Below are 12,795 nucleotides of genomic sequence, written 5' to 3'. Positions count from 1 at the left end.
CTTTATGTTTGACATCTTATTTTCCTCCCTTCCATAGAAAGGTAGCCATTTCCGGCTGTATTTTTTTATTTCTACATATCTACGAAAGAAGGAATACATATGGCTAAAACTAAAAAGAAAACAATTGGCGAACTAACAAATAGTAGAATGTGTTGGGCTTTCGACCCCTCCACTCGTGTAATCAAGAATAAGAAAGGAAAGAGTTCTTATAATCGTAAAAAGGTTTCCGTATAAAATGCTACACAGGTTTCGCTCTTTAATGCACCAAAAATTTTATAATGCACCAAAACGATTTAATGAGCGGAGCTGAGATAATAAATAAGAGCAGTCCATTTAAGGCGCTGCTCATTCCTATAATATCTATACTAGTGAAGTTTTCTTCTTCCAGTTCCTCATAATGACTTCTCCTTCTCAATGTCCGATAATCTCTCCTTTTAGTAAAAGGAAGTGCCCGACTCGTTATTGAACTAAAGCCCCTATTTGCTCAATAAGTGTATTACTTTTTTAGGATTTTCCATTATTCTTTGAATTCACAATACGTTCATTTCCTCTTTTAAAGTTCCCTGTGATCTTTGCCAATATCAGTTGCACTGCTTTTTCATTTTCAGCAATGTTAATCTTTTCTAAAATTTTTTCAGCATCTTTACCTTTTAATAATTTTACTTGTTTTCCCTTATAATCGATAAAAACAGTATTACTTTTGGTAATTCTGTAACTAAACGGAGCTTCATCTAATCGTTTTCTATTATCAATATTGCCCACTTATAAACCTCCCTAATAAACTCCGAATCTACATTCCATTTAATCTCATTCGATTCCCGCCCCGTGCTCAAAGGCAATTATTTTGCCCCATTTTCTTTTTCATAAGCATTTCACAGAAAAAGGCCAATCCTACTTGGTTCAGGAATCCTTCCAAAATCTTTTAATATGCAAATACCATTCGAAATATTTTACAGATTTCCTTTTATTGAACGACAATATATTGTTGCTGTCGAACGTAGTTCTGAATTTTTTCATTATATGTTCAAAGGATCTCCAAATAGAATGAAATTTTATTTGGAGACCAATAATAGATACTATTTCATATGATGTACATGATTATGTGAGACAAAGTGTTACTTTCACCTTGTCTGAATTCTTGTCTGATCCCAAAAACTCTACTGTTCGACGTTCTACTATTGGATCTAAATTCTTTGGACTTTTCAATTTCAGACAAAAAAAGAATCCCATGAAGAATGGAATTCTTAAATCATTCATATTTAAACCTTCGTCTCCATTGGCTGCACCGGTATTTCCTCGATCTCTTTATTACCAGCAGACTTTTTTGACCAGTATGTCGCAAGAATGGGTCCGGATATATTATGCCAAGCAGCCGCCAGAACGCTTGGGAGCGCTGCTAACGGTCCGAAATGAGCAGTTGCAAGGGCAACGCCTAATCCAGAGTTTTGCATGCCTACTTCAATTGAAATCGCCCTTCTATTCACTTCATCAAGCCCAAGCGCTTTTGCCGCAAAGTAACCAATCAGAAGTCCGAATCCATTGTGAAGCATGACTGCCGTGAAAATAAGGAACCCAGATGTAGCAATACTGGAGGCGTTTCCTGAAACTACTGCGCTTACAATCGTGATAATAGCTACAACGGATATAAGCGGTAATACGGTTAAGCTTTTCTCTACTATAACAGGGAAAAACTTTTTAATGATCAGACCTAAAACAATGGGAAGAATGATGACTTGAACGATGGACATGAACATTGATGAAAAATTAACCGGCATCCATTGGCCTGCCAGCAACAGCAGAAGCAATGGTGTCATAATTGGAGCCAGTAAGGTTGATACCGAAGTCATAGCAATTGACAAGGGAACATTCCCTTTTGCTAGATATACCATAACGTTCGAGGCGGTCCCGCCTGGTACACAGCCAAGTAACACCAACCCTGCAGCCAATTCAGGTGGTAAATTCATGACTTTCGCAATAAAGAATGCCACTAATGGCATGATGACAAACTGTGCGGCAACACCAATGATTACGGGCAGAGGTTTTGTAATGATGATTTTAAAATCAACTGCCTTTAACGTAAGACCCATTCCGAACATGACAACGCCTAACAATATCGTAATATATCCTCCAAGACCCAAAAAGGGATCTGGAAACATAAAGGCAATGACGGATATTAAGATAACCCAAACAGCAAAATATTTTCCGGCTAACGCACTGAGAGTTTCTAGAACTTTCATCTCGTCACTCTCCTTCTTGCATGAATATTTTACTTGGATTTAATAGATTGTCAGGATCAAGGGCTTTTTTTATTTTTTCCATCACCAAGAGTGACTCCCCATGTTCTTGTTTCTGATATTTTTGTTTACCGACTCCCACTCCATGCTCTCCCGTACATGTTCCGTTTCGTTCAAGGGCGTATAGAACAATTTGTTCATTTAATTGTTTAGCCCTTCCCACCTCTTCTTTATTTTCGTTATCGATCATTAAGAGGATATGATAGTTGCCATCGCCTACATGGCCAACGATTCCACCGGTCAGACCTAATGAATCCACCGTTTCCCTGGCGTGGTGAATGGCTCCAGATAGCTCCGATATCGGCAGGCAGACATCCGTTACCATCAGTTTTTTCCCAGGATGGCCGTGAATATAAGCATAGGCAAGATTATGGCGAGCTTCCCATAGGCGGTTCCTAGCAGCATTATCTGTTTCGAATTCAATATCGAGGCAATTATGTTCTGCTACTATTTCTTTTGTGAAAGCTACATCTTGTTTCAATCCAGCTTCATTCCCATGAAACTCCAAAAATAGCGTAGGGCCTTCGTTATAGCTTGTTTCGCTATGGAGATTCACCTGTTTCATGGATGGCTCATCCACTAGCTCTACCCTTGCGATTGGAATGCCAGCCTGTAATATAGATACTACGCCTTCAACTGCATCATTCAATGAAGGAAAGGATGCTCTTGCGGCCATAATATGCTCAGGAATTCCGTAAACTCTAAGGGTTAATTCAGTAAAACATCCTAGGGTCCCCTCAGAACCAACGAATAGGCCGTTTAGATGGTAACCTGATGATGATTTAGCGGCCAAATTACCGGTATGTATAATTGAACCATCCGCAAGAACCACTTCAAGATCACGGACCTGGTCTCGCATTACACCATATTTAACTGATGTAGTTCCACTAGCATTGGTAGCAGCCATTCCTCCTAGGGTAGCATCTGCTCCCGGATCGACGGAAAAGAATAAACCGTATTTTTTCAATTCTTTGTTCAGTTGAGAACGAGTCACGCCAGGCTGCACCTTTACAAGAAAATCATCACCACGTACTTCCAATACTTTATTCATTAGTGAAAAGTCAATGGTGATACCATGTTGGTATGGGATGACATGCCCTTCTAAGCTAGATCCCAATCCAAAAGGAACCACTGGAACTTTATGTATACTTGCTACCTTTACAACTTCGCTCACTTGCTGCGTTGTTTCCGGAAATACAACAATATCCGGAAGGCTTGTAGCATGATAGGATTCATCTCTGCCATGCAGTTCTCTTACTGTCAGGTTTTCGGTTACTTGACTTTCCGATAGAACTTCTTTTAAAGCCTTTACTAAACCTACGCTAGTTGCTTCCATCCCCATCTCCCACTTTCTACTCAAATATCTGATTGTAATAAAGTAAACGATTTCATAAACGAGTTATTTGTCCACGAATCATTATGAATATTAATAATTGGTCCAACCAGTTTTCATTATACTAAATATTTTGATTTTTTCAACAACTTTTCGTTTTCTTGAAATTAACGCTAATAAAACACATATTTATTAAAGATTAGTGGGTTCCGCCAATATCACCATGTATGAAATCTCTCTTTTATTTAGGGAGGAATTTATCAACATTGGTCTAACCAGTGTTAATACTCGTATTTATTATGTAAAGTGAAAATAACATTCCACTTATCCGCTTGCTACAATGAGAAATGCTTGTTAAAATGAGTCCACTTATAGTGGGATAAGGATGTGTAATGAGTAATGGATTCTATACCAGTTAAATCGCCAAAAGTATACGAAATAATCTTCAATCAAATTAAAGAATCTTTTATTACTGGGGAACTCAAACCTGGTGATAAATTACCCTCTGAGCGGGATCTATCCATACGGTTTAAGGTGAGTCGAACTTCAATCAGAGAAGCTCTTCGGGTATTGGAGATTAACGGAGTCATAGAGGTAAGACCAGGCGATGGGAGATTTATAAGACATTCTGAAGTTCAGTCACTGATCAATCAGTTATCTACCACCATCACTGATGCTGAGAATGATATGGTTTATGAAATGCTCGAAGTTCGTAGAGTAATTGAAACGGAGTGTGCATTTTTAGCTGCACAGAAAGCAACCTCGCTAGATTTACAAAAAATGCTTAAGGCTTTAGAAAATATGGCGAATTCAGAACACGATGATGAATTGGGTTTACAAGCAGATCTGTTGTTTCATAATAGCATTGCACAAGCTACAAACAATTCCATATTTGCAGGACTGGTACATACCCTTAGTGATCAAATGAAAGAAACGATTCAAGCGACTAGACAGCACCGTTTTTCAAAACCAGGTCACTTTCAAGAAACCCTTCAAGAACATAAAGATATCTATATTTCTATCGCATTAAAAGATGCCGACAAAGCCAAGCACCTCATGGATGTCCATATTAAACGTATTAGAGAACAAATGGCCACAGCTACACTTGATAGCATTGGAAATAACGGAGAAAATAAGCTTCCAATTGTTTAAAAGAATCGGAAAGGATATATTTTGTATTATCGTCCCCATTTTCGCTTCCTACTTCATTTCATATAGTTATTGGAAGATCAACTATCTACTTTTTTTGTTTAATTTTGGAACCAGTAATATCAATTTCATTATATTTACTCTTGTAATATACTTTGTCCCCTTTATAATAGATGTTCTTTTGTTCAGTAGTCATCACATTACCATCAGGCAATTCAATTATTAACATTTGATCACTTTCATTTGAACTTCCCCCAGCTGGAACGAAAGTATTCTTCTTATTGGCTACCTGATTCCATGTGCCGAGAAAAAGGATAAGAGTAAAGATTACTATGGCTATATATAAAGTCCATTGACGCTTTTTTAATCTATCACTTCTGTTCAATTTAGTTCTCCTTTAGTAAGTTTTTCATAAGTCACAAAATAATGTACTCCTTAAAAGGAACGAGTTCAAGAGAAAGGGTTTGGAACTTATAACCAACCTCCGAAATCAGGAAGCTATTACCCTTTTAAAACCTCATAGTATCAGTAATCAAACGATATCTATCCATATAGAATAACGTTTTGAAAATAGGATAGCGTGCTTTGTCTTCATTTCATTTTCTCATTTCCAAAGCCAATGCCCTTTTCCTATATATTTTATGACAGTCTGCAAAAAGCCCTACCGCTTCCAGGTATTCCTACATAAAGTATTATAGCTAATCCCTCTTAGGAAAGAAGGCGGTATTTTGAACAGAAGTAAACGATTAAATCGAGGTTTTTGTGTACCAGGGTATAGATGGTGTGGTCCGGGTTGTTCGGGACCTGGTGCACCTACTAACGCGGTCGATTCGTGCTGCAAATCACATGATATTTGTTATGAAAAATATGGACCTTCAAAACACTGTGATCGAATCTTCCAGAATTGTCTTCGTCCATACATGAATACACGTAACAAAATGGGTAGGGATGCTTCCTTATTTTATGGAATTACGAGATTAAATAATAAATTCAGGTGAAGGCACGGCTCACCTTATGATGTAATTAATATAGGGAAAAATCTATTTTATAACCCATGTTTTTTCACTATTTGTCTTACCTGTCGCTCTCTACCTATTATGCTTAGGTTATGAAAGAAAGGGATGGCTCACTTGTCACCTAGAAATAATGCTCTCTAATCAGGAACTCTGGTTAAGCAGGGCTGTATTTAGTGGATACCTTCTGATCACGTGTCTGTCACTTAATTGCTCTTCCATTGAAGAGTCCAATATTACCTGTCACTTTGGTCCATGAAGTGTATGAAATAAGAAAGGTAAAGCCATTTGATATGCTTTACCTCTAAATTTCTATAAAATGATGACAATTCCTTTTTTAGTTTATTGGTCCGTGGTTTTTTGTTGAGTGAAGAAAAAAATGAAAAAAATTATTGGAAGAACTATTAGAAATACATTGTACCTCGAATTTTTTACGGTAGGTATATCAGTTAATGACATTATACTCATTCCCTCTTAATTTAGTTACCATTTCTGGAGGAACGTTGTAATGTTTACTTACGATTTTATTGAAAAAGTCATAATCTTCAAAGGGCAGTGCGGGGACAACTTCTGGGTAACCAAAAATGGGGCCTGAAACATTAATGGAGAAGTCACCGGATGAAACGAATGTGCCCGTAACATGTATGACGTTATTGATGAGTAATATAGCTAAAATAATATCAAGTATATCGATGAAAAGATTTCCCACTTCCTCATGATTCTTTCCCTCTAAACGATGCCCTCCAAAAAGTGGCCCACCTAAAGAGAGGCTAAATCTACCCGGTCTTACAAACACGCCAATAATTGTGATTTGTCCGGTCAATAATAGGATGGCTGTCGTAATTTCAATACTACGCTGAAAGGAGTGAATTATTGTTAAATTGGTATCCTTCTCACAGGATTCATTCAATATCATCACTCCCCATGTAGGCATTTTATTCAGGTAAACAGAAATCTGTCACTTCATTCAATGAATTTTATATTGTGTATGGCTGAATGTATCGCTTCTTCAATTTCTTTGTACCCGGTGCATCGACAAATATTAGAAGAAAGCCATGTTTTGATTTTCTCAGGGGTTGGGTCGTCGTCATTAAGAAGTAAAGCCGTAGCATTCATGATAAATCCAGGTGTACAGTACCCGCATTGAAAAGCAAAATGCTCAACGAATGCCTGTTGTATGGGGGTTTTGTGAAGACCTTCAATAGTAATGATTTCTGTATCATTGGCTTCAATCGCTAATACTAAACATGATTTCATTGGCTGTTTACCCATGATTACCGTGCATGCCCCGCAATCACCATTTAAGCATCCTGGCTTGGCTCCCGTGAATCCTATTTTTCGCAATACATCTAGTAATAGATCTGAGGCCAGTATCTCTCTCTCGTACCTCTCCTGATTAATTTTTAAGCGAATTGTTGTATTTTGATTCCCCAAATTCCTATTCATATTCTTCATCACCCAACTTAGACAAAATAGAAGTTAGCGTATTTTCCAATACAAATAGTCGATATTCATTAGATCCTTCAATGTCATTTAAAATTGAATTAGGCAAGTATTCAAAAGATGCCAAAACTCGGTCTTTATAGGATAAATTCTGGTCATTGAGGGTTTCTTCCATTGGGATCGAACGAAAGGGAAATGGACAAACTCCGCTAAATGCAAAACGTACATAACCGTCTTTTTTCAGGGAAGCCACGGTCAAAAGTGGATATCCCGTATCCCATTGTTGCCGTTTCTTAATACTCAGATGGGGAGCAGGAAGATACTCTTTTTCTGTAAGGATTTGCACTAGAAATTCACCTTCTTCCAGTTGTAATTCTTTATGAAAAACTTTGCTTAATAATAATTTTCTTATTCCTTTAGGTCCTGCAATAATTACAGCACTATCCGCTAATAAGAATGGCAGAACAGACTCCCTATAAAAAATGTTCCCACATATATTCCCACCAATGGTAATCTTATTTCTTGAAGTATAATCTGCAACTTCCTTTGAAGTCTTCGTTAATAAAGGGAAAAGCATTTTCTCTTCAAAAGCGCTTAGGCTCACTGTAGAACCAATAATGAGTTCATTATTTTGGAATTCAAATATATTACATTCGTAAATCCCTTTTAAATCAATAATAGCATCGGCATATACAAGATTCAGTCGTCCTAATGTTATAATCTCTGTTCCTCCACCATAGTACAAAGGAGTCTTCCCTAGACCTTTTAATGTTTGAAAAAGGTCTAGAGCTTCTTGTATGGATTCTGGTTTATAATAATCAAAATGGAAGGGTAACATCAGTGATGCCTCCCTTCTTTCTTCCCTTCCCAAATTAGTTCGGGAAGTAAGGGTAAGTGATTTAAAGGTATACCCGCAGCAAGGGATAAACAGTTACCTAATGCAGCTGGCATTCCTAACAGGCCATGTTCACCGAGACCTCTTGCCCCATATGGTGCTTCTAGATGCGGTGTCTCTAAAAACTCACAAATGTATTCGGGATTTTCACCATATCTTAAGGGTCGGTACGTCCGGAATTGCGGGTTAAGGACCCTGCCTGCATGGTCGAAATAGAACGTTTCACGACCAGCAAAGGCTAAGCCCATACTCATTGCCCCCATTATTTGACCTTCTGCCGTTTTTTGGTTCAGCACTTTCCCTGCATCGATGACGGATATGGCTCTTACTACCTTATAGGTATATTCATGGGTATCATATTCTACTTCAACCCCTTGTACGCCTACTGTCCATTCAGGTCCTGGGTTCCCTGCTCCCGTTTCGGAATCTAATTTGGAAATATGGGGAGTTATATAATGTCCTCTACCGATGATTTGTCCTCCAATGGCATTTCCGTTTGGATAAGTATATCCATAAACTAGCTCCTTGAAAGGAATGCGTATTGTTGGATCACCCTTGAGATATACAATTTCCTGACCGATTTCAATGTCTTCCAGGGGAACTCCTAATACAACCGAAGCAAGTTTCTTGATTTGAAAGATAGCATCTTCAGCAGCTTGGATCGCTGCTCTTCCAGCCATGAACGTTCCACGACTAGCGACCGTCTTCCAATGCTCAGGAGTACTTAGCGTATGGACTCCCATCTGAACATTCACACGATCGACTTCTATCTTCAATTTATCTGATACAATTTGTGCCAACACCGTTTTCGTACCTGTGCCGATTTCCACTACTCCTGATATAAGGTTAACACTCCCATCAGGATTGAATGTTAAAATCACACCGGACCCTGCGTTTGTATCAATGGTGGAATTTTTCCATACGCAAGCTATCCCCTTCGCCAATACTGTTTTGTCACTTTTTCTAATGAACTGTCCTTCTTCCCAATTCATTTTTTTCTTGAGGACATGTATACATTCAGGAAGATTCCCTACGGTACTTGAATTCAACGTAACTTGAGTTGGAGTAGAATGTCCAGGAAGTATCGCATTCCGTTCACGAAGTTCAAGTGGATCCATGCCAAGTTTTTTTGAAAGAGAATCCATGGTCCTCTCAAAAGCAAACAAAACCTCTGCATGGGCAAACCCTCGATATGGAGAGGCGTATGGATGATTTGTATACATACAAAAAGAATCACACCAAACATTTTCAATGTGGTAGGGTCCCGTGCAATCCACTGCTCCAGCACGACTAAGGTCTGTAGCCTTGTCAGCATACGCTCCCCCATCCCAGAGATAAGTCAATTCAGCTACCTTAAGGACCCCAGACTGTGTGCATCCCAGTTTCACTGTTGCATCTAAACCTATATGGCAAGGGGATGTAATAATATCCTCTTCACGACTATTTTCCACCTTAACCAACTTTCCACCGACCGCTTTAGAAGCGATATAGGCTAATAGCTCAAGTTGTACTGAGGCTTTACCGCCGAATCCCCCTCCAACCAAAGGAGTGTTTACGACGACTTTTCCGATTTCAACGCCAAAGTAATCGCTTATCAGCCGCTTGATCATGAAAGGAGCTTGCGAAGAAGAAGTGATAAAGACTTTTTGATCTGCATGTATTTCTGCCAATGAACATCTTGTTTCCATAGCAACATGATCAGAAGGAGAAAAGGAAAACTTTTCTTCAACGATTATATCGCTCTCTTGCCATCCAATTTCTTTATCACCTTTTCGGATTTTCGAATGATTTGCTATATTCGTACCTGGTTCAGGATATACCTCGGATATTTTTGTATATGTACCTAAATGGGAATGGAGTAGAGGGGATGAAGGGTCTATGCTTTCAGTCGGAGAATTGACAACAGGCAAAGGTTCATAAACAACTTTTACCTGGTCAGCAGCCATTCTTGCTTGTTTAGGCGTGTCCGCGACTACAAGTGCGACAACTTCACCGTGATAACGGACTTTGTCTTGAGCTATGGGATAACGATCTCTAATCTCTTCTCCTGTTAACGGTAAATTTCCACCTGTTATGATTGCACGGACCCCACCGATTTTTTCAGCTTTCGATATATCAATCTTTCTAATTAGTGCATGAGCATAAGGACTGATTACCTTTTTAACGGAAAGGATATTTGCATGATGATGATCTCCTGTATACCTGGCTTGACCGGTCACCTTATCCCACGCATCTTTACGAATCACACCTTTTCCAATGATATCCATAGAAATCCCCTCATTATCTGTTTGATTCTACGTGTTTTTTCCAAAACAAGTACTCTTTCATACAATCAATGTCAGTAAACAGTTGTTCGTCATTAAAGGGTAAAAGAATTCCTTGCTCCATTTGCTCCTTCAATATCTTTTTTGCACCTTGATCTCCTGTTAAGTGAAGTATCTTGGAAAAAAGCTGGTTATCTAAAAGAATGGGTGGCTGGATAATATCAAGAAAACTAGAGGCAACAAAGGAGGTCGTAGGTTTTTGTTTATATATTTTAATGAGTTGATTTATCATATCTGTCGTAATAAAAGGTTGATCGGCAAGTAAAATGATGACTGCATCCGAATGTAAGATGTTCGCTTGTTCTATACCGACTTTAAGTGAGTGAGATTGTCCCGCATTAGATTTGGTAACTTCTACTTCCATTACTTTTTGGGTGCATAATCCAGATAAGTCTAGTCGATTTTGGTGTTGAGAAATGAGGATAATATCATCCAGATTTGAATCGAGGGCCTTTTCTAAACCCCATCTACCTATTTCTTTATTACCTAATGTTAAGGTTAATTTATTTGTTCCCATACGATAACTATTACCAGCAGCCAAGTATATACCGGAAATTCTCATTGACCGGTCTTCCTTGTTTTTATTTGAATTAGTTCAGCTATGATACTTACTGCAATCTCATATGGTCCTACAGCTCCGATCGATAAACCAATGGGTGCATGTATATTCTTAGGAATTTCATCATCAAATAGACTTGCCGTTCGCTTTCTTGAACCTAAAATGCCTAAATAGAATAATGACTCATCTTTAACAAAAGAAAGGATTTCCTTATCTCTTTTAAAGTTATGGGTCATTATAATGACATAATCGTCTTTTTTGAAGGAAATTTGTTTCTCGATTTCTTTTGGGAAGCCAATTATATACTTATCCGCTTCAGGTATATTATGTTCGTTACAAAGTGATTCTCTCCAATCACAAACTGTAACCGAGAATCCGGTTTGGGAAGCTAAAGAAACAACTGGATGTGCATCTGCTCCAGCACCAAAGATAATTAATCGAGGTTTTGGCGAGAACTTTTGAGTAAATACATAATTGGATGTTTGACTATATCTAAGCGATTCGTCTTTGAATGAATCTTCTGGTGAAAAATAGGATTCTGATAAGTTCCATTCATTACTTAGTACTCTTTGATAAATGCTATCCTTGCCCTTGGTGATTGTGTCGTTGATACATAAAAGATTTTCTTTTAACTTATGATCTACATATTCAAGTAAAATATATAAGATTCCATTACAACCTGTAGATACTCCCCAATCCAAATCTTCATTATTTTCCATGTTATAGACGACGGTTTCCGCTTTTTTACTTTCAAATATTCTTTGAGAATGATGCAATAAATCGGTTTCCAAACAACCAGCACTAATAATGCCTGTGAATGTGCCATCTTTTTTTATGAGCATCGAGGTACCTTCACGCAAGTATGCCGAACCCTCCACCTGAATAATTGTTGCTAAGACACACTCCATAGAAGTGTTTTGCACTTCTTCCAAGATTTCGAATAGTTGATTCATGATCCTCCCCCGGTCATGTATGAATTCAAATAGGGTATTACTATCATTATGTTGAGTTATGAAAAAAATGAATCTTAGTGGAGAAAGTAGGATTACTTCTTTTTATGATTCGATTTACAAGCTCTAGGAGGTTAGGCCTTTCAATGGTTTATGAATGTTTAGAATATGTGACGAGATGCATAATCAAACTAATATGTATGCATAAGAAAAAGGAGCAAAATGATTGCTCCTTTTCTCTATGCTATGAAACTAAATCGAATTACTTTTTCGATAACCCTTCCCAGGTAGACTGAAGCCACTTATCGAAGTCGGCTCCCTTTTCGCCTTCGTAGGCATCATATATATCAATTCTCATCTTTTTGAACTTCTCTTTGAACTCGTTATACGCATGGCCTTCAGGCAAGCTCTTTTTAATTCTTACCAAGACTTTGGTTACCCCTTTAAACAATTCACCTTTTTTCTTTGCAGGTAACTGGACATCTTCGCCTAAACCTTTTAATTGACGGTAGGCTGCCTCTTGTACTTTATATACAGCATCGTTATTCATAATATGTGTTAGAATATCAATTACTTGTTGGTTTTTCAGCTGTCCTAACTCTTCGATAGCATCTAACCGTTCTCGCCAGTTCGCAGTACGGTGTGCCGATTTTTTTAATTCCTCATAATTTGCTGGTAATTCGATTGCTTTTGCTTCTTTATTATTCAAACGTATCAATTCTCCTTCTGTCTGTATGTAAGAATCAAGTTCTGACTAAATGAAACCATTCTTACATGTGTTACTAAGAATATATATATTCTTATCTATCTAGTATACCCTTTTCTTTATGTTAAT

The 12,795-nt window shown here is 38.0% G+C and carries 14 protein-coding genes; 3 read left to right on the top strand and 11 right to left on the bottom strand.

The window, feature by feature from the left end:
• Positions 1-99 precede the first annotated feature (99 nt).
• The gene (locus ACQKL6_RS13850; protein ID WP_427651286.1) at positions 100-234 is read left to right on the top strand and encodes a hypothetical protein; all 135 of its coding nucleotides are present in this window, start codon (positions 100-102) and stop codon (positions 232-234) included.
• A 270-nt stretch (positions 235-504) separates the two neighbouring features.
• Here the strand turns inward: ACQKL6_RS13850 and ACQKL6_RS13845 are convergent, their stop codons facing one another.
• The 3 genes from ACQKL6_RS13845 to ACQKL6_RS13835 all read right to left on the bottom strand — a co-directional run bounded on the left by ACQKL6_RS13845 (position 505) and on the right by ACQKL6_RS13835 (position 3,630).
• Entirely contained in the window at positions 505-762 is a 258-nt protein-coding gene (locus ACQKL6_RS13845; protein WP_402959434.1) for a hypothetical protein, read from the bottom strand.
• A gap of 497 nt (positions 763-1,259) precedes the next feature.
• A complete protein-coding gene (locus ACQKL6_RS13840; RefSeq protein ID WP_402991718.1) occupies positions 1,260-2,237 on the bottom strand; it encodes a bile acid:sodium symporter family protein in 978 nt (325 codons plus the stop codon).
• Positions 2,238-2,241: 4 nt separating this feature from the next.
• Positions 2,242-3,630: an FAD-binding oxidoreductase gene (locus tag ACQKL6_RS13835; RefSeq protein ID WP_427651285.1), complete on the bottom strand. Its 1,389-nt coding sequence runs from the start codon at positions 3,628-3,630 to the stop codon at positions 2,242-2,244.
• Positions 3,631-4,026: 396 nt separating this feature from the next.
• Between ACQKL6_RS13835 and ACQKL6_RS13830 the strand changes: the two genes are divergently transcribed.
• Positions 4,027-4,779 carry a FadR/GntR family transcriptional regulator gene (locus ACQKL6_RS13830; protein ID WP_402991724.1) on the top strand — a complete coding sequence of 251 codons (753 nt, stop codon included), beginning with the start codon at positions 4,027-4,029 and terminating at the stop codon, positions 4,777-4,779.
• A gap of 85 nt (positions 4,780-4,864) precedes the next feature.
• Here ACQKL6_RS13830 and ACQKL6_RS13825 read toward each other — a convergent pair whose 3' ends face one another.
• The gene (locus ACQKL6_RS13825) at positions 4,865-5,161 is read right to left on the bottom strand and encodes a hypothetical protein (RefSeq protein ID WP_402991727.1); all 297 of its coding nucleotides are present in this window, start codon (positions 5,159-5,161) and stop codon (positions 4,865-4,867) included.
• A 343-nt stretch (positions 5,162-5,504) separates the two neighbouring features.
• Here ACQKL6_RS13825 and ACQKL6_RS13820 point away from each other — a divergent pair, with 343 nt between their 5' ends.
• Complete coding sequence (locus tag ACQKL6_RS13820; protein WP_402991730.1) at positions 5,505-5,774, top strand: Parvovirus coat protein VP1-like protein; 270 nt, start codon at positions 5,505-5,507, stop codon at positions 5,772-5,774.
• Between the two features lie 460 nt (positions 5,775-6,234).
• Here ACQKL6_RS13820 and ACQKL6_RS13815 read toward each other — a convergent pair whose 3' ends face one another.
• The 7 genes from ACQKL6_RS13815 to ACQKL6_RS13785 all read right to left on the bottom strand — a co-directional run bounded on the left by ACQKL6_RS13815 (position 6,235) and on the right by ACQKL6_RS13785 (position 12,669).
• Entirely contained in the window at positions 6,235-6,705 is a 471-nt protein-coding gene (locus ACQKL6_RS13815; protein ID WP_402872986.1) for a hypothetical protein, read from the bottom strand.
• 47 nt (positions 6,706-6,752) lie between these two features.
• Positions 6,753-7,235 (bottom strand): (2Fe-2S)-binding protein, encoded by a 483-nt coding sequence (locus ACQKL6_RS13810; RefSeq protein ID WP_402872989.1) that lies wholly within the window; start codon positions 7,233-7,235, stop codon positions 6,753-6,755.
• Positions 7,228-8,070, bottom strand: a complete 843-nt coding sequence (locus tag ACQKL6_RS13805) for an FAD binding domain-containing protein (RefSeq protein ID WP_402872992.1) — start codon at positions 8,068-8,070, stop codon at positions 7,228-7,230. The genes ACQKL6_RS13810 and ACQKL6_RS13805 overlap by 8 nt, the downstream gene beginning before the upstream one ends.
• Positions 8,070-10,394, bottom strand: a complete 2,325-nt coding sequence (locus tag ACQKL6_RS13800; protein ID WP_402872995.1) for a xanthine dehydrogenase family protein molybdopterin-binding subunit — start codon at positions 10,392-10,394, stop codon at positions 8,070-8,072. The genes ACQKL6_RS13805 and ACQKL6_RS13800 overlap by 1 nt, the downstream gene beginning before the upstream one ends.
• A 13-nt stretch (positions 10,395-10,407) precedes the next feature.
• Entirely contained in the window at positions 10,408-11,013 is a 606-nt protein-coding gene (locus ACQKL6_RS13795; RefSeq protein WP_402872998.1) for a nucleotidyltransferase family protein, read from the bottom strand.
• Positions 11,010-11,933, bottom strand: a complete 924-nt coding sequence (locus tag ACQKL6_RS13790; protein ID WP_402873224.1) for an XdhC family protein — start codon at positions 11,931-11,933, stop codon at positions 11,010-11,012. The genes ACQKL6_RS13795 and ACQKL6_RS13790 overlap by 4 nt, the downstream gene beginning before the upstream one ends.
• Positions 11,934-12,222: 289 nt before the next feature.
• Entirely contained in the window at positions 12,223-12,669 is a 447-nt protein-coding gene (locus ACQKL6_RS13785) for a HEAT repeat domain-containing protein (protein WP_402873001.1), read from the bottom strand.
• Between the last annotated feature and the right edge of the window lie 126 nt (positions 12,670-12,795).

Source organism: Peribacillus sp. NPDC097197 (assembly GCF_050278025.1).
Lineage (GTDB): Bacteria > Bacillota > Bacilli > Bacillales > DSM-1321 > Peribacillus.
This window is presented reverse-complemented; position numbering and strand designations above follow the sequence as displayed.